Here is a 16032-nt window from a genome sequence, read left to right on the forward strand (position 1 = left end):
CATGGCGACCCCGAAGATCGTTCTGTTCTACCGGTTCACGCCACTCGCCGACCCCGAGGCGATCCGGTTGTGGCAGCAGACCCTCGCCGCGTCGAACAACCTGACCGGCCGGATCCTCATCTCCGAGCACGGCATCAACGCGACTGTCGGCGGCGACATCGCCGACGTCAAGCGGTACGTGCGGGGAACGCGCTCGTACGCACCGTTCAAGGACGCCGACATCAAGTGGTCCGACGGCACCGGCGACGACTTCCCTCGGCTGTCGGTGAAGGTCCGCCCCGAGATCGTCACCTTCGGTGCCCCCGACGAGCTGAAGGTCGACGCGGACGGGGTGGTCGGCGGCGGGGTCCACCTGTCGCCCGACGAACTCCACGAGCTCGTCGAACAGCGTGGCGACGACGTCGTGTTCTTCGACGGGCGCAACAAGTTCGAGGCCGAGATCGGGCGATTCCGCAACGCCGTGGTCCCGGACGTCGCGACCACGCGAGACTTCTTGTCCGAGCTCGACAGCGGTCGATACGACCACCTCAAGACCAGGCCGGTCGTCACCTACTGCACCGGGGGTGTCCGGTGCGAGGTGTTGTCCGCGCTGATGCGCAATCGCGGGTTCGAGGAGGTCTACCAGATCGACGGGGGCATCGTCCGGTACGGCGAGGCCTACGGCGACGAGGGCTTGTGGGACGGTTCGCTGTACGTGTTCGACAAGCGGATGAACCTGCAGTTCTCCGGCAACGCCGTCACCCTCGGCACCTGCACCCTGTGTCAGGAGCCGACGTCGCGGTACCGCAACTACCCGGACACGGGCGGCCGCGAGCTCGTGCTCGTGTGCGAGTCCTGCGTGCCCGACGCCTGACCGACGGCGATGGCACGCGCCCCACTGCCGGTGCGGGACGGTCTCGGTCCGGACCGGATCCGCATGCCCGCGGCTGCGGTCGCGCGCACGATCGTCGAGTTCCTGACCACGCATCATCCCGATGAGGACTGGGCGGGACGGATCGCGGCCCGCGAGGTGGTCGACGAACACGGGCGGGTCGTCGACCACGGGACCGGCTACCAGCCCACCCGGTTCGTGTACTTCTACCGGGAGCCGGCACCGGAGGTGCCGGTGCCGTTCGACATCGACGTCCTGCATCACGTAGGCGGCCTGGTCGTCGTCGACAAGCCGCATTTCCTGTCGACGATTCCGCGCGGCGCACACATCCGGGAGACGGTCGTCGTGCGTCTGCGGCGCGACCTGGGCCTACCGGACCTGGTCCCGGTGCACCGCCTGGACCGGATGACGGCGGGGGTGCTGCTGTGCACTGCCGATCCCAGCCTGCGCCGCCCGTACCAGGAGATGTTCGAGCGCCGACGCGTGCGCAAGGTGTACGAGGCGATCGCGCCGTACCGCGGCGACATCGAGTTCCCACGCACCGTGCGCAGCCGGATCGTGAAGGTGCACGGCGAACTCACCGCGTACGAGGAAGCAGGAGAACCGAATTCGGAGACGCTGATCGAGCTGGTCGAGCGCCGCGGTGACCTCGCGCGGTACCGGCTGCACCCGAGGACCGGCCGCACCCACCAGTTGAGGCTGCACCTGAACGCGATAGGCGCGCCGATCGTGGGCGACAACTTCTATCCGCAGTTCCGACGCCGCGATCGCGACGACTTCACCGACCCGCTGCGGCTTCTCGCGCGGAGCCTCGAATTCGACGATCCGGTCACCGGCGAGAGCAGGCGGTTCGAGAGCCGGCGGGTCCTGGAGTACTGAGTGCGGGCGGCTCGTCGCCTCGTGAGACAATCGATACCCGTGAAGACCTTCGAATCCCTGTTCGCCGAGCTGACCGAGCGCGCCGCCTCCCGCCCCGAGGGATCCGGCACCGTTGCCGCGCTGGACGCAGGTGTCCATGCGCAGGGCAAGAAGGTGCTCGAGGAGGCCGGTGAGGTCTGGATCGCCGCCGAACACGAGACCGACGAGGCACTCGCCGAGGAAATTTCTCAGCTGCTCTACTGGGTCCAGGTTCTGATGGTGGGTAAGGGACTCAAGCTCGAAGACGTGTACCGACATCTGTGATCGCCGCACCGAGCCACTGACACCCCTGGGTTCCTGATACCCATCCCCGGAAGGACCACCCCACATGCTGCGCGTCGCAGTACCCAACAAGGGATCGCTCTCCGAGTCCGCGAGCCAGATCCTGACCGAGGCCGGCTACCGTCGCCGTACCGATTCTCGTGACCTGACCGTCCTCGATCCCACCAACAACGTCGAGTTCTTCTTCCTGCGGCCCAAGGACATTGCGATCTACGTCGGTTCCGGCGAGCTGGATCTCGGCATCACCGGCCGCGACCTGGCACGCGACTCCGGTGCGCCCGTGGACGAGCGTCTCGCACTCGGTTTCGGTGGTTCCACGTTCCGGTACGCCGCACCGGCGGGCAAGGACTGGAGTGTCGAGGACCTCGCCGGTCTGCGCATCGCCACGTCGTACCCGAACCTCGTGCGCACCGACCTGGCCGCCCGCGGCCTGGAGGCCACCGTCATCCGTCTCGACGGCGCCGTGGAGATCTCGATCCAGCTCGGCGTCGCCGATGCCATCGCCGACGTCGTCGGGTCCGGGCGGACGCTGCGTCAGCACAACCTCGTCGCCTTCGGCGAGTCGCTGTGCGACTCCGAGGGCGTGCTGATCGAGCGTCAGGGTTCGGACCGGACCGACAAGGCTCGCAACCAGCTGATCGCCCGCGTGCAGGGTGTCGTGTTCGCGCAGCAGTACCTGATGCTCGACTACGACTGCCCCAAGACGGCGCTCGACGAGGCCGTCAAGGTCACGCCGGGGCTCGAGTCGCCGACCCTCTCGCCGCTCGCGGACGAGAACTGGGTTGCGGTGCGGGCCATGGTGCCGCGCAAGGGACACAACGCGGTCATGGACCGGCTGGCCGATCTCGGGGCGAAGGCGATCCTCGCCTCCGACATCCGGTCCTGCCGCGCCTTCTGACACGGCACTCTCGAACACGTCGACGGCGGTGATTCCCCTCGGGGAGTCACCGCCGTCTGTGTCCGAAGCCGGCGGGGCGGGTGAAGCCGCTAGCGGGCCCGGACCTGGACCGTCTGGTTGATCCGGCCGACGGCCCCCGTCTCGTCGTAGACGACCCCGGCGCACATGCCGACCCCGTCCGGGCCGTACGACGTCTCGGACGACAGCCCGATCCACTCGCCGTCCGGCACCCGGAACAGGTGCACCGTCAGATCGGTGTTGAGGAAGGTCCACTCACTCGGATGGATCTTGGCGCCGACGCCGTTGGAGACGTCGACCACCGAGAAGAGTCGTTGGATCGGGCTCAGCGACTCACCCTCGACGAGAACGGGATTGGGGCGTGCCCACACCTGGCCGGGACCCTCGCAGCCGATCTCCTTCAACCAGCGCCAGTCCAGGCTCGTGACGAACCCCGAACCCCAGAACGGCCCGTCCATGGGGAGCTCGTGGCCCTCGGACACCGGACGCAACGGGGCGTCGGCCGTGTGCGCCACCGCAGCGGTGTCGACGGTCTCCATCCGCCACCCGGTGCCGCGGGCGACCGCGCGGGCCGTACCGTCGGGCCCGGCAGCCCACAGCTCGGCGACCACCAACTCGACCCGCCGGCCCGGCCGCTCGACCCACGAGCGCACCTCGATGTCGCTGATCGGCACCGGGCCGAGGATCTCGACGACCACTCGGGTGAGGCGGGTGTCCGGCCGGGCGTCGCAACGCTCGAGCGCGCGGACCAGCAACGCCGACGGCGGAGCCCCGTGCTGCATGGTGTCGGCCCAGGTGCTCGCGGTCAGAGGTGTGGACGCGAACCTCTCGACGCCGTCCTCCACGCTCTCGAGCGGTACGTAGTAGGCCAGATCGCTCAATCGACTATCTCCTCGAACTCCGAACTCCCCTCCGAAGGGACGTCCGGCCAACCCGGATACGGGGGCGGTGTTCCACCGAAGGCCGGGCAACGAGACCTATGGTCGCACCAGTCACACAATCGGCCCGGATTGGGGCGGAAGTCCCCCGTGGTGCCCGCTTCGGAGATCGCCTGCCAGATCGCCGACAGCGTCCGCTCGAATCGCAGCAGCTCGTCCTCGACGGGGTCGTAGGTGAGGGTCTGCCCGTCGCCGAGATACAACAGTTGCAGCCGGGCCGGGACGACGCCCCGCGTCCGCAGCAGCACCAGGGCGTAGAACTTCATCTGGAACAGGGCCTTGGACTCGCTCAGCTCCCACGGCGCCCGCCCCGTCTTGTAGTCGACGACGCGGACCAGGCCGGTGGGGGACACATCGACGCGGTCGACGAATCCGCGCAGCAGGACTCCGTCGTCGAGCTCGGTCTCGACCCGGAGTTCGCACGCCTCCGGATCGAAGCGCGTCGGATCCTCCAGCCGGTAGTAGTTCGCGATCAGCCGCCGCGCGTCGGTCAGGAACTGCCCTCGGTCCGCGGGCCCGATGAGTTCGGCGAGTTCGGGGGAGTCGGCGAGTACCCGATCCCAGGCAGGCTCGACGAGTTCCTTTGCCCGGTCGGCCACGCGTTCACCGGCAGGCAACGCGAACAGGGCCTCGAGCGCGGCATGCACGACGGTGCCCTTCACCTGTGCCTTCGACGGTGTCTCGGGAAGCCGATCGATGGCCCGGAAGCGGTACAGCAGTGGACATTGCTTGAAATCGCCCGCCCGCGAGGGTGAGAGCGCGAGTCGCCGCGGGCGTCCCGACTCGTCCGCCCGCCCGGCGCCGTCGGTAGCGGGGGCAGGGTGCATCGGAACGCTCGTGGTCACACCTGGCAGGCTATGCGCTGGGTCCGACACGGTGTCGGGCACGGTCGACGACAGGAGTGGGCACGAGATGGCATCAGGCGGACTGGGACGTAGCGGACCGTTTCAGGTCGGTGATCGCGTCCAACTCACCGATGCCAAGGGGCGCAAGTACACGGTGGTCCTGGAACCCGGCAAGGAGTTCCACACGCATCGTGGTGGGATCCTGCACGACGCGCTGATCGGCACGGACGAGGGCACCGTCGTCACCTCGACCAACGGCACCCCGTACCTGGCGTTGCGGCCGTTGCTCACCGACTACGTGCTCTCGATGCCTCGGGGCGCGCAGGTGATCTATCCCAAGGACGCGGCGCAGATCGTGCACGAGGGCGACATCTTCCCCGGCGCCCGGGTCCTCGAGGCGGGGGCGGGTTCCGGTGCGCTGACCTGCTCGTTGCTGCGCGCCGTCGGACCCACCGGGCGGGTGACGTCGTACGAGGTGCGTGAGGATCACGCCGAGCACGCCGTCCGCAACGTCGAGACGTTCTTCGGCGGACGCCCCGAGAACTGGGATCTGACGATCGCCGACCTCGCCGAGTACGAGGCCGACGTCGACGGCAAGGTCGACCGCGTCGTGTTGGACATGCTGGCGCCGTGGGACGTGCTGCCGGCCGTGTCGAAGGCGCTGGTCCCCGGCGGTGTCCTGGTCGTCTACGTGGCCACCACGACGCAGCTGTCGAAGGTGGTCGAGGCGATGCGCGAGCAGGAGTGCTGGACCGAACCGCGGTCGTGGGAGTCGATGGTGCGTGGGTGGCACGTCGTGGGGCTCGCGGTCCGCCCGGAACACCGGATGCAGGGGCACACCGCGTTCCTGGTCACGGCCCGTCGGCTCGCCGAGGGCACCGTGACCCCCAAGCCACAGCGCCGACCCAGCAAGGGCTGAACGCCCCGGACGACGACGGAGGGCCTGTCACGCGGTTCGCGGACAGGCCCTCCGGTGTGCCGGGTGGGTCAGGAGCAGGACAGACGGCCCATGCCGAGGATCTCGCACGTGCTCGCGTCGGAGATCAGCCACTTGCCGTCCTTCTGGACGAAGGTGACGGGCACGGGAGCGCCGCCGTGCGGGCCGGCGATCTGCGTGGTGGCCACGACGGTGTCACCCTCGACCGCAACCTCGCCGACCGTCGCCGTCAGCGGGTAGCCCGCGAGGACCCCGTTCAGCTGGGCGATGACGTCCGCACGCTGGTCACCGTTCTCGATCACCGCGGTCTTCTGCTCGACAGGGGCGGCGGGGTCGAAGAACGTGGTGAGTTCCTCCTGCAGTACCTCCGTGGACGGCGCAGCCACCGTGGATCCCGAGGCTGTCGTGGTCGTGGCCGAGGCGGCTGCCGTGGTGCTGGAGGAGGTCGTGTCCGACGAATCGTCCGAGCTGCACGCAGTCATTCCGAGGGCGGCGACCAGCACGCCGGCGGCGACGAGGGATTTGCGGATGAACACCGTGAGGCCTTTCGGTTCGGGGCACGATCGGGCGCGACCGGCCTTTAGAAAGGTAAGGCTAACATGGGTCACCAGGGCTTCCGTGGGCGTCACGGTTCGTCGGCGGCTGTGTCTCGGAACGGTTCGAGGTCGTGTCACACCCCGCTTTGCTCGCGCTGCCGGTAGCGTTGATGGATCGGACTGGGAGGAGCTGCACATGAACCCGACTGAGAATCCGGACCCGGTTGCCGCGGCACGTGAGCTCGATGCGCTGCGGGCAGAGATCTCGGCGCTCCGCAGGCAACTCGCGGAATCACCCGAGCAGTTGCGCGAACTCGAATCCCGCGTGGATTCGCTCACCGTCCGCAACGGCAAACTGATGGACACCCTCAAGGAGGCCCGGCAGCAGCTCATCGCTCTCCGCGAGGAGGTCGACAGGCTCGGCCAGCCGCCCAGCGGCTACGGGGTGCTGCTCGCCGTTCACGAGGATCAGACCGTCGACGTCTTCACGTCGGGACGCAAGATGCGCCTGACGTGTTCCCCGAACGTCGAGACGGACACGCTCCGGATGGGCCAGACGGTGCGCCTCAACGAGGCGCTCACGATCGTCGAGGCCACGAGGTTCGAGAGCGTCGGTGAGATCTGTGCTCTGCGTGAGGTTCTCGACGACGGACAGCGTGCGTTGGTGGTGGGACACGCAGACGAGGAGCGGGTCGTGTGGCTCGCTGCCCCTCTCGCGGAGATCGCCGAGGAGGACGACGTCAAGGACCCGGATTCCCCGTCGCGCCGCCTGCGTCCCGGAGATTCCCTCCTGGTCGACACGAAGGCCGGGTACGCGTTCGAGCGCATCCCCAAGGCCGAGGTCGAGGACTTGGTGCTCGAAGAGGTGCCGGACGTCGGTTACAACGACATCGGCGGCCTCGGTCGGCAGATCGAGCAGATCCGTGACGCGGTCGAGCTGCCGTTCCTCCACAAGGATCTGTTCCACGAGTACGCGCTCCGCCCGCCCAAGGGTGTGCTGCTGTACGGCCCGCCGGGCTGCGGTAAGACACTCATCGCGAAAGCGGTCGCCAACTCGCTCGCCAAGAAGATCGCGGAGGCCCGCGGGGAGGACAGCAAGGAGGCCAAGTCCTACTTCCTCAACATCAAGGGCCCCGAGCTGCTCAACAAGTTCGTCGGTGAGACCGAGCGGCACATCCGGATGATCTTCCAGCGCGCCCGGGAGAAGGCGTCCGAGGGCACGCCGGTGATCGTGTTCTTCGACGAGATGGACTCGATCTTCCGTACCCGCGGGTCGGGTGTGTCGTCGGACGTCGAGACGACCGTCGTCCCGCAGCTGCTCAGCGAGATCGACGGCGTCGAGGGACTCGAGAACGTCATCGTGATCGGTGCGTCCAACCGCGAGGACATGATCGACCCCGCGATCCTGCGGCCCGGGCGGCTCGACGTGAAGATCAAGATCGAGCGTCCCGACGCCGAGTCCGCTCAGGACATCTTCTCGAAGTACCTCACCGAGACGCTGCCCCTGCACGCCGACGATCTCGCGGAGTTCAACGGCGATCGGGCGGCCTGCGTCAAGGCGATGATCGAGCGGGTCGTGGACCGGATGTACGCGGAGAGCGACGACAACCGCTTCCTGGAGGTCACCTACGCGAACGGCGACAAGGAGGTCCTGTTCTTCAAGGACTTCAACTCCGGCGCCATGATCCAGAACATCGTGGACCGTTCCAAGAAGTACGCGATCAAGTCCGTGCTCGAGACCGGGTCGCCCGGCCTACGAGTGCAGCACGTGTTCGATTCGATCGTCGACGAGTTCTCGGAGAACGAGGACCTGCCGAACACGACCAACCCGGACGACTGGGCAAGGATCTCGGGCAAGAAGGGCGAGCGGATCGTCTACATCCGCACGCTGGTCACCGGGAAGAACGCCAGCGCCAGCCGGGCCATCGACACCGAGTCGAACACGGGTCAGTACCTCTAGACCCCGCCACCGCCGAGGTAATCGGCCAGCAGGACCCGCGTGTCCGGAACGAACGGCCACGTCGGGTCCTGCAGGTGTGCCTGCAGTTCTCGTTCGGTCCACCACCAGCCGTCGGTGACCTCGCTGGGTTGAAGGCGCAGCGGCCCGTGGTAGCGGGCCTCGAACGCGAACAGGTGGCACCGCAGCGGCGCACCGTTCCACGTCCCGTCCCACGCGATCCGCGAGATCGGGGACAGTTCGACCTCGGTGACGCCCAGTTCTTCGAAGAGCTCGCGCCGCGCCGTCTGCTCGGGTGTCTCTCCCGGGTCGACGACGCCGCCGGCCAGGCAGTCGTGCATGCCCCCGAACACAGCCTTCTGGGGCGTCCGCCGATGAACGTAGATGCGGGAGCCGTCGAGCGAGCGGAGCAGCACGCCGGCGCTGGCATGCCACAGCCCTTCCGCGTACACCCGCGACCGGGGCGCGGTGCCGACCGGTTCACCCTGCGCGTCGTATACGGCGACGACCTCGTCCATGCCATCATCGTCGCACCGCGCGCCGCGGTGCTGTCAGAGCGGACGTCGACGTCGCCCGCTGTCGCGGTCGCGCAGACCCAGGATCACCGCAGCGGTCCCGGCAACGGTCCGGTCCTGGTCGGCGCCGAGCCGGACGAGGATCTCCCGGGCAGTTTCGCCGGGAATCTCGGCCAGCGCCTGCGTGATTCGCAGGCGCGTGGGCGGGTCGTCGGAGTCGTCGAGCGTGTCGTGCACCAGCCGGGCGACGTGGTCGGGATCCGGGGTGCTCGCCGCCAGCCGGCCCAGCACCTCCGCGGCCTCGACGTCCGACCGCCCGTCGACGATCATCGTCATGAGAGTCGGGATGGCCTCGGTGTCGCCGAGCGAGCCCAGGGACAGTGCGGCCCGCTCGCGGATCGAGGTGTCCGGATCGTCGAGCACCCGTCTGAGGAGTGCGGTCGCCTCGGGTGTCCGAACCGACGCGATCGCGGCGGTGGCGCGCCGACGGATCTCGACCGACGCCGAGTCGAGCGCGGCGGCGAGTTCGGGAAGTCCCCGATCGGCGGCACGCGCCAGCGACCACTGTAGCGCCCCCGCCACATTCGGGTTCTCCTCCGCCAGCGCCGCTTCGACCAGTGCTGCGACCGGCAGCGCGGCCTCCGGGTCCTGGGACAGGACGGCCTGTTGCCGGCGGCCTGCCGACTCGGAGTCGAGGGCGTGCAGCAGACCGACGACGCGCAGCACGTCGTCCCACAGCGTGGGTCCGGCATCGTCGACCCGCTCGAGTTTGGCGAGCAGTTCCTGTTCGGCGGCGATCCGCCGGCGGGTGTGGCGGATGAGGTCTCCCACGAGAGTGGACGGTGCGAACTCGGGCTCGTCCAGTGCCCGTTTCGTATCCTCGAGCGACAGCCCCAGCGTCCGCAGACTTTCGACGTGGAAGAGCCGCCGGATGTCGTCGGGGGAGTACTCGCGGTAACCACCCGAGGTGCGCCCGGTGGGGGTGACCAGCCCCAGGGCGTCGTAGTGACGCAGCATGCGAGCACTGACCCCCGAACGCCGGGAGACCTCACCGATCAACATGACTGCTCCTGCTCCGTGCGTCTCTATGCATCCGGTCCGGTCGCCGCGACGCGCCTCGCGAGCTCGACCGACACGGTGAACCCGCTGTCCGGATCGAGGTGGAGACGCTGCGTAGCCTGGGCGTGCGCTCGAACGTACGGATCGGCGTGCGCGGCCGCCACGTCGAGTGCCGGCAGGACGTCGTCGCCCAGCGCGACCAGCGCGCGGCTCAGACTGAGCTGCCGATCCCGATCACCGCGCCCGAGTTCGGTCGCGAGATCCGCGGCGAGGTCGGGCTCGGCGCCGGGCGGCACCACCGCGACCGCGGCCCGCCACGCGCTGCGTGCCACGTCGTCGTGACGATCGTGCAGCAAGGTCCGTACCGCCGGCCACGCGCGCGTGTCCCCGATCTTGGACAGCGTGTGCAGCGCCTGACTGCGTGCCTGCGTGATGTCGGAGCCGAGCTCGTCGATGAGCAGCGGCACCGTCACTTCCGCAGGGAGACGGCACAGCGCCCAGGTCAGCATGTCGCGGACGAAGAAGTCCGGTTCGACGCCGCAGCGCGCGACAAGTGCCTCCGCAGAGGCCGGATCCGCGTCCGTGCCGACAGCGAGTGCCGTCCGCAGCCGATCCGAGGGTCCGGGCGCGGCCAGGGCGCGGACGATGCGGGCAAACGGCCCGCCGTGGTTCGTGGTGTTCACGACGACCACCTCCTTCGCCGTCCATTCGAGTCCTTCTCACTGTGTCAGGGTCAAGCGGCTACGTCTCGGAGGCTCCGCGAAGTGGGGATACGCTGGCGTGGACGAGAGGTGGTGACGCCGTGCCCCTTCCACGTTCACTCGCGCGGGCCAATCGGGTGGGACTCAACCGGGTCGTGGTCCACATCGCCGGACGAATTCCCGGCTTCGCGCTGATGCATCACCGCGGCAGACGCTCGGGCCGGCCGTACACGACCCCCGTCAACGCGTTTCGGATCGGAAACGGCTATCGATTCGCCCTGACCTACGGTTCCGGCAGCGACTGGGTTCGCAATGTGCTCGAGGCGGGGGAGTGCGACGCCACCGTTCGGGGACGCACTGTGCATCTCGTCGATCCTCGTGTCGAGAAGGATCCGGGCGCGCGATGGGCACCGGGTCCGGTGGCGGCCGTGCTGCGCCGAATCGGTGCGGACACGTACCTCCAGTGCCGGATCGACGAGTCCCGATGACGATCTCGATGCCGTCGTCCGGATGCGGAGGCGTCTGACGATCTAGGCTCGTGCCATGCAGCGGATCATCGGTATCGAGGTCGAGTACGGCATCTCATCGCCCGGAGAGCCTTCGGCGAACCCGATTCTGACCTCCACGCAGGCGGTCCTGGCGTATGCGGCGGCGGCCGGCGTGCCGCGCGCCAAGCGCACGCGATGGGACTACGAGGTCGAGTCACCGCTACGGGACGCACGTGGATTCGACCTCGGACGACTCAACGGCCCCGCGCCGGTGATCGACGCGGACGAGGTGGGTGCGGCCAACATGATCCTCACCAACGGTGCGCGTCTCTACGTCGATCACGCGCATCCCGAGTACTCGGCCCCCGAGGTCACCGACCCGCTCGATGCCGTCATCTGGGACAAGGCGGGTGAGCGGGTGATGGAAGCTGCGGCCCGGCACGCGTCGAGCGTTCCCGGGGCGCCCCGACTGCAGCTCTACAAGAACAACGTCGACGGCAAGGGCGCGTCGTACGGGACGCATGAGAACTACCTGATGTCCCGGGAGACGCCCTTCTCCGCGGTGATCGCGGGGCTGTCACCGTTCTTCGCGTCCCGGCAGGTGATCTGCGGCTCGGGACGCGTCGGTATCGGCCAGTCCGGGGACGAAGCCGGGTTCCAGCTGTCGCAGCGCGCCGACTACATCGAGGTGGAGGTGGGCCTCGAGACGACGCTCAAGCGGGGCATCATCAACACCCGCGACGAACCGCACGCGGACGCCGACAAGTACCGCCGACTGCACGTGATCATCGGCGACGCGAATCTGGCGGAGATGTCGACGTACCTCAAGGTCGGTACGACGGCTCTGGTGCTCGACCTCATCGAGGCCGGAGTCGATCTCACCGATCTGCAACTCGCGCGACCCGTCACGGCGGTCCACCACATCAGCCACGACCCGACACTGCGGGCCACCGTGGCACTGGCGGACGGACGTGAGCTCACCGGACTCGCCCTGCAGCGGATCTACCTCGATCGCGTCGCCAAGCATGTCGATCGCGAGGGCGACGACGATCCTCGCGCGGCCGACATCATCGACAAGTGGGCCATGGTGCTGGACTTGCTCGAACGCGACCCCATGGAATGTGCACACCTGCTGGACTGGCCGGCGAAACTGCGTCTGCTCGAGGGATTCCGCAGTCGCGAGGGGCTGGCGTGGTCGGCGCCTCGGCTGCACATGATCGACCTGCAGTACTCCGACGTGCGACTCGAGAAGGGCCTGTACAACCGCTTGGTCGCGCGTGGGTCCATGGAGCGCCTGGTCTCCGAACAGCAGGTGCTCGACGCGGTACACAACCCGCCGACCGATACCCGCGCGTTCTTCCGCGGCGAATGCCTGCGCCGCTTCGGTGCCGACATCGCCGCGGCCAGCTGGGATTCGGTGATCTTCGATCTCGGCGGCGAATCGCTCGTACGGATCCCGACACTCGAGCCGCTGCGGGGCAGTCGCGCCCACGTCGGGAAGCTCCTCGACTCGGTGGATTCGGCCGCTGAGCTGGTGGAGCAGCTTACGAACTGATCACACCGGCAAATCGCGCCGCGTGCTTGCCGCCCCACGGTCACTGTCGGTCGGTAGGGTTAGGGTCCGAGCAGTACGGACGGCCGGAGGGTTGCTCCGGCAGGTCCGAGGTGAAGAGGAGGTCGGTGGCTATGGCCCAGGAGCAGACCAAGCGCGCTGGTGGTGGCGACGACGACGATGCCCCGATCGGCGAGGGCGCAGCCGGGCAGGAACGGCGTGAGAAGCTCGCGGAGGACACCGACGATCTGCTCGACGAGATCGACGACGTGCTCGAGGAGAACGCCGAGGACTTCGTGCGTGCGTACGTCCAGAAGGGCGGCCAGTGACGGCGGGTCGTGCAGGGGTGCCGTCGACCGTCGGCGGCCTCGGTGCCGGACTCGGATCGGGGTTCGCCTCGAACCTGTCCTCGTTCACCGAGTACCTGCGTCTCCACGCGCCGGAAATGCTGCCCGGCAATCGAATCGACATGAACGGCAACGGCCCGGACGGTGACGTCGCGCCCCATGGCACGACGATCGTCGCATTGACGTTCGCGGGCGGTGTCGTCATCGCCGGCGACCGGCGCGCCACCATGGGCAATCTCATCGCGAGCCGCGACGTCGAGAAGGTATTCGTCACCGACGACTACTCCGCAGCGGGCATCGCCGGCACCGCCGGGGTGGCGATCGAGCTGGTCCGGTTGTTCGCCGTCGAACTCGAGCACTACGAGAAGATCGAGGGCGTCCAGCTGACGTTCGACGGCAAGGCCAACCGGTTGTCGTCGATGGTGCGCGGCAACCTCGGTGCCGCGATGCAGGGCCTCGCGGTGGTGCCGCTGCTCGTCGGTTTCGACCTGGACGCGCCCGACCCCGAACGGGCGGGCCGGATCGTGTCGTACGACGTCGTGGGTGGACGGTACGAGGAGCGGGCCGGCTACCACGCCGTCGGATCCGGATCGCTGTTCGCGAAGTCATCGCTCAAGAAGCTGTACCGCGAAGGCGCCGACGAGGACTCGGCCCTGCGGATGGCGATCGAGGCGCTCTACGACGCCGCCGACGACGATTCCGCCACCGGTGGACCCGACCTGGTGCGCTCGATCTATCCGACGGCGGTGTCCATCACCTCGGCCGGCGCGGTGAACGTGCCCGCCGAGCGGACCGCCGAACTGGCGCGCACAGTCGTCGCCGGCCGCACCGAGGAAGGACGCACCCCGCGATGACGCTGCCGTACTACGCCTCAGCCGAGCAGATCATGCGCGATCGCTCGGAGTTGGCGCGCAAGGGAATCGCGCGCGGTCGCAGCGTCATCGTGCTGACCTACGCCGACGGCGTCCTGTTCGTCGCGGAGAACCCGTCCACGGCGCTGCACAAGGTCAGCGAGCTGTACGACCGCCTGGGCTTCGCCGCGGTGGGCAAGTACAACGAGTTCGAGAACCTGCGCCGCGCGGGCATCGTGCACGCGGACATGCGTGGCTACTCGTACGACCGCCGCGACGTGACCGGCCGGTCGCTGGCGAACGGCTACGCCCAGACGCTCGGGACGATCTTCACCGAGCAGCCCAAGCCGTACGAGGTGGAAATCTGTGTGGCCGAGGTCGGCCCGCAGGAAGGGCCGCGGCACGCCCAGCTCTACCGGATCACCTACGACGGTTCGATCGTCGACGAGCAGCAGTTCGTCGTGATGGGCGGCACCACCGAGCCGATCGCGTCGGCTCTGCGTGAGTCGTACCGCCCGGGAATGGATCTGGCCGAGGCCGTGTCGGTCGCGGTGACCGCACTGCGGGACGGGACTCCCTCCGGCAACGGCGATTCCGAACGTCGAGCGCTCGGGGTCACGGGCCTCGAGGTTGCCGTGCTGGATCAGTCCCGGCCGCGCCGCACCTTCCGTCGCATCGCGGGGGCCGCGCTCGAACCACTGTTGCCGGCACCGTCCGCGCCGAAGCAGGAGTCCGCGGAAGGCGGCGAGGCCGGCGGTGCCCCCGATACCGGGAACACCACCGGGTCCGACTAGAGCCGGCGGTAGAGCACCACGCGCCGGGGCTCACTGCGGAACTCGAAACGGCGACCGTCGGCGACCACCTCGCCGTCGGTCGCCAACGCGACCGGGTCGCCGTCGATCTCGATGGACACCGAGGGTGCATTGCGGTGCGCGTACGTCGGTGAGGTGCCGAGTGTGCCGGTGAGCGCGGCGGCAACGAGCCTGATCCGGGAGAACCGGTGGTCGGCAAGCAGATACCGCACGTCGAGGGTGCCGCGGTGGATCTCCGGTCGCGACATCGGTACCTGGTCGGACGGAGTGTAGCGGCCGTTCCCGACGAAGAGCATCCAGATCGCGTGCTCGGCGCCGTCGATGGTGACCTTCAGCGGCTGCGCGGACTTGAGCACCCTGGCCATGGCGAGAGCGGCCGCCGGCCACTTGCCCAGCCGGGGCTGCCAGCGCTCACGCAGTCGCACCGAGTCCGGGTAGCCGCCCAGGCTCGCGGTGTTCACGAACGTGGCCTCCTCGCCGCCGTCCACCCGGATCCGGCCGAGATCCACCAGTTCGGCGCTGCCGTCGGCTATCGCGGCCGCGGTCGATGCGACGTCGCCGACACCGGCGTCCCGAGCGAAGTGGTTCAGCGTGCCGCCCGGAAAGACCGCGAGCGGAAGGTCGTGGCGGACGGCGGCTGCGGCCACGGTCACCACCGTGCCGTCGCCTCCGCAGACCCCCAGCGCCTTCGGGGAGCGCGCGGCGACGATCTCGTCGATCTGGGCGGCGAAGTCCCGGTCACCGTCGAACTCGACGATCCGAGCCTTGGGCAGCGCCTGCTCGACCTCGGTACGGACGGCGTCGTCGTCGCTGCCGGACCCGGGGTTGACGAACACGACCATGCCGTCGCCCTCGACCAGCGCCTGCGTCGTGCGATCCGGTCCCAGCGTCGCGGGCTCCTCGTCCCGCACTGCCCACCATCGCCTCGTAGCGAGGGCGACTGCGGCGCCGACACCGGCACCGACCGCGATGTCGGACGGCCAGTGCACGCCGGTGTGCACGCGCGAGTACGCGACTGCCGCGGCGAGCGGTGCGAGCGCAACGCCGGCGGCGGGGTATTCGAGCGCGACGGCGGTGGCGAATGCGGCCGCGGATGCGGAGTGGCCGGACGGGAACGACGACGAGCGCGGCGCGGGCAGTCCGCGTCGAACCGTGAACTCCGGGGTGCCGGCGGGCGGGCGGCGTCTCGGGAAGACGGGCTTGAGGACCGCGTTCGACAGCGCGCTGGCACCGGCCACCGCGAGGACGCCGCGGACCGCGGCGCGCCGGGCGCGGCCACCGGCCAGTCCCATGCCTGCCGCGACACCCATCCAGAGGACGCTGTGGTTCGCGGCGTTGCTCAGTGTCCGCAGCCCGCCATCGAACCCCGAGGGCGGTAGATCGGCGCTCAGACGCATGAGTATCCGGTCGGTACGTTCGGGGAAACATCTCACTTCGGCCACGTTCCCACCCTAGGGCCGCGAGGCTGTTCGCGAACGGCAAGGCAAACGCGCTCGGCGCTGTACTG

General features: G+C 68.8%; 18 protein-coding genes. 11 read left to right on the forward strand and 7 right to left on the reverse strand.

The genetic code is table 11. The annotated features are described in order from the left end of the window. Window position 1 precedes the first annotated feature (1 nt). The 4 genes from trhO to hisG all read left to right on the forward strand — a co-directional run bounded on the left by trhO (window position 2) and on the right by hisG (window position 2969). Window positions 2–853, forward strand: coding sequence for an oxygen-dependent tRNA uridine(34) hydroxylase TrhO (gene trhO / locus C7H75_RS12490; protein ID WP_106851402.1), 852 nt, complete (start codon window positions 2–4; stop codon window positions 851–853). Between the two features lie 9 nt (window positions 854–862). After that, entirely contained in the window at window positions 863–1750 is an 888-nt protein-coding gene (locus C7H75_RS12495) for a pseudouridine synthase (RefSeq protein WP_064058813.1), read from the forward strand. 21 nt (window positions 1751–1771) lie between these two features. Then, window positions 1772–2053 carry a phosphoribosyl-ATP diphosphatase gene (locus tag C7H75_RS12500; protein WP_172504527.1) on the forward strand — a complete coding sequence of 94 codons (282 nt, stop codon included), beginning with the start codon at window positions 1772–1774 and terminating at the stop codon, window positions 2051–2053. A 64-nt stretch (window positions 2054–2117) separates the two neighbouring features. After that, window positions 2118–2969, forward strand: coding sequence for an ATP phosphoribosyltransferase (hisG, locus tag C7H75_RS12505; protein WP_005513241.1), 852 nt, complete (start codon window positions 2118–2120; stop codon window positions 2967–2969). An 89-nt stretch (window positions 2970–3058) separates the two neighbouring features. Here hisG and C7H75_RS12510 read toward each other — a convergent pair whose 3' ends face one another. Together C7H75_RS12510 and C7H75_RS12515 are read right to left on the reverse strand one after the other, a co-directional pair. Beyond that, window positions 3059–3868, reverse strand: a complete 810-nt coding sequence (locus C7H75_RS12510) for a thioesterase family protein (RefSeq protein WP_013416013.1) — start codon at window positions 3866–3868, stop codon at window positions 3059–3061. Next, the gene (locus C7H75_RS12515) at window positions 3865–4752 is read right to left on the reverse strand and encodes a RecB family exonuclease (protein ID WP_022595926.1); all 888 of its coding nucleotides are present in this window, start codon (window positions 4750–4752) and stop codon (window positions 3865–3867) included. Before C7H75_RS12515 ends, C7H75_RS12510 begins: the two co-directional genes overlap by 4 nt. 85 nt (window positions 4753–4837) lie before the next feature. On the opposite strand from C7H75_RS12515, the gene C7H75_RS12520 reads away from it, so the two are divergent. Next, window positions 4838–5689: a tRNA (adenine-N1)-methyltransferase gene (locus C7H75_RS12520; RefSeq protein ID WP_013416015.1), complete on the forward strand. Its 852-nt coding sequence runs from the start codon at window positions 4838–4840 to the stop codon at window positions 5687–5689. A gap of 68 nt (window positions 5690–5757) precedes the next feature. Here C7H75_RS12520 and C7H75_RS12525 read toward each other — a convergent pair whose 3' ends face one another. Further along, window positions 5758–6243, reverse strand: coding sequence for a nuclear transport factor 2 family protein (locus tag C7H75_RS12525; RefSeq protein WP_013416016.1), 486 nt, complete (start codon window positions 6241–6243; stop codon window positions 5758–5760). A 196-nt stretch (window positions 6244–6439) separates the two neighbouring features. Between C7H75_RS12525 and arc the strand changes: the two genes are divergently transcribed. Next, window positions 6440–8203, forward strand: a complete 1764-nt coding sequence (gene arc / locus C7H75_RS12530) for a proteasome ATPase (protein WP_005513236.1) — start codon at window positions 6440–6442, stop codon at window positions 8201–8203. Here arc and C7H75_RS12535 read toward each other — a convergent pair. The 3 genes from C7H75_RS12535 to C7H75_RS12545 are packed head-to-tail and all read right to left on the reverse strand — an operon-like array spanning window position 8200 to window position 10457. Next, on the reverse strand, window positions 8200–8718 hold the full coding sequence (locus tag C7H75_RS12535) for an NUDIX hydrolase (protein ID WP_106851403.1): 519 nt from the start codon (window positions 8716–8718) through the stop codon (window positions 8200–8202). The two genes, arc and C7H75_RS12535, sit on opposite strands and share 4 nt — an antisense overlap. A 33-nt stretch (window positions 8719–8751) precedes the next feature. Further along, on the reverse strand, window positions 8752–9777 hold the full coding sequence (locus C7H75_RS12540; protein WP_106851404.1) for a HEAT repeat domain-containing protein: 1026 nt from the start codon (window positions 9775–9777) through the stop codon (window positions 8752–8754). A gap of 23 nt (window positions 9778–9800) precedes the next feature. Continuing rightward, window positions 9801–10457, reverse strand: coding sequence for a HEAT repeat domain-containing protein (locus C7H75_RS12545; RefSeq protein WP_106852011.1), 657 nt, complete (start codon window positions 10455–10457; stop codon window positions 9801–9803). 119 nt (window positions 10458–10576) lie between these two features. Between C7H75_RS12545 and C7H75_RS12550 the strand changes: the two genes are divergently transcribed. The 5 genes from C7H75_RS12550 to prcA all read left to right on the forward strand — a co-directional run bounded on the left by C7H75_RS12550 (window position 10577) and on the right by prcA (window position 14507). Next, window positions 10577–10963: a nitroreductase family deazaflavin-dependent oxidoreductase gene (locus C7H75_RS12550; protein ID WP_175271471.1), complete on the forward strand. Its 387-nt coding sequence runs from the start codon at window positions 10577–10579 to the stop codon at window positions 10961–10963. Window positions 10964–11018: 55 nt separating this feature from the next. After that, window positions 11019–12518: a depupylase/deamidase Dop gene (gene dop / locus C7H75_RS12555; RefSeq protein ID WP_005513231.1), complete on the forward strand. Its 1500-nt coding sequence runs from the start codon at window positions 11019–11021 to the stop codon at window positions 12516–12518. 131 nt (window positions 12519–12649) lie between these two features. Then, the gene (locus C7H75_RS12560) at window positions 12650–12844 is read left to right on the forward strand and encodes a ubiquitin-like protein Pup (protein WP_005513229.1); all 195 of its coding nucleotides are present in this window, start codon (window positions 12650–12652) and stop codon (window positions 12842–12844) included. Between the two features lie 116 nt (window positions 12845–12960). Beyond that, window positions 12961–13716, forward strand: coding sequence for a proteasome subunit beta (prcB, locus tag C7H75_RS12565; protein ID WP_226347397.1), 756 nt, complete (start codon window positions 12961–12963; stop codon window positions 13714–13716). Continuing rightward, a complete protein-coding gene (prcA, locus tag C7H75_RS12570) occupies window positions 13713–14507 on the forward strand; it encodes a proteasome subunit alpha (RefSeq protein ID WP_005513225.1) in 795 nt (264 codons plus the stop codon). The genes prcB and prcA overlap by 4 nt, the downstream gene beginning before the upstream one ends. On the opposite strand, the gene C7H75_RS12575 is transcribed toward prcA, so the two are convergent. Beyond that, window positions 14504–15922: a bifunctional phosphatase PAP2/diacylglycerol kinase family protein gene (locus C7H75_RS12575; RefSeq protein WP_084844137.1), complete on the reverse strand. Its 1419-nt coding sequence runs from the start codon at window positions 15920–15922 to the stop codon at window positions 14504–14506. The genes prcA and C7H75_RS12575 overlap by 4 nt on opposite strands. Window positions 15923–16032 lie beyond the last annotated feature (110 nt).

It is taken from the genome of Rhodococcus (subgen. Prescottella) equi (assembly GCF_003013675.1).
Classification (GTDB): domain Bacteria; phylum Actinomycetota; class Actinomycetes; order Mycobacteriales; family Mycobacteriaceae; genus Prescottella; species Prescottella equi.

Bases quoted from the DNA above. Each gene is read 5' to 3' on its own strand.
- trhO (WP_106851402.1), top strand. From the start codon at position 2: ATGGCGACCCCGAAGATCGTTCTGTTCTACCGGTTCACGCCACTCGCC.
- C7H75_RS12495 (WP_064058813.1), top strand. From the start codon at position 863: ATGGCACGCGCCCCACTGCCGGTGCGGGACGGTCTCGGTCCGGACCGG.
- hisG (WP_005513241.1), top strand. From the start codon at position 2,118: ATGCTGCGCGTCGCAGTACCCAACAAGGGATCGCTCTCCGAGTCCGCG.
- C7H75_RS12515 (WP_022595926.1), bottom strand. From the start codon at position 4,752: ATGCACCCTGCCCCCGCTACCGACGGCGCCGGGCGGGCGGACGAGTCG.
- C7H75_RS12520 (WP_013416015.1), top strand. From the start codon at position 4,838: ATGGCATCAGGCGGACTGGGACGTAGCGGACCGTTTCAGGTCGGTGAT.
- arc (WP_005513236.1), top strand. From the start codon at position 6,440: ATGAACCCGACTGAGAATCCGGACCCGGTTGCCGCGGCACGTGAGCTC.
- C7H75_RS12535 (WP_106851403.1), bottom strand. From the start codon at position 8,718: ATGGACGAGGTCGTCGCCGTATACGACGCGCAGGGTGAACCGGTCGGC.
- C7H75_RS12540 (WP_106851404.1), bottom strand. From the start codon at position 9,777: ATGTTGATCGGTGAGGTCTCCCGGCGTTCGGGGGTCAGTGCTCGCATG.
- dop (WP_005513231.1), top strand. From the start codon at position 11,019: ATGCAGCGGATCATCGGTATCGAGGTCGAGTACGGCATCTCATCGCCC.
- C7H75_RS12560 (WP_005513229.1), top strand. From the start codon at position 12,650: ATGGCCCAGGAGCAGACCAAGCGCGCTGGTGGTGGCGACGACGACGAT.
- prcB (WP_226347397.1), top strand. From the start codon at position 12,961: ATGCTGCCCGGCAATCGAATCGACATGAACGGCAACGGCCCGGACGGT.
- prcA (WP_005513225.1), top strand. From the start codon at position 13,713: ATGACGCTGCCGTACTACGCCTCAGCCGAGCAGATCATGCGCGATCGC.
- C7H75_RS12575 (WP_084844137.1), bottom strand. From the start codon at position 15,922: ATGCGTCTGAGCGCCGATCTACCGCCCTCGGGGTTCGATGGCGGGCTG.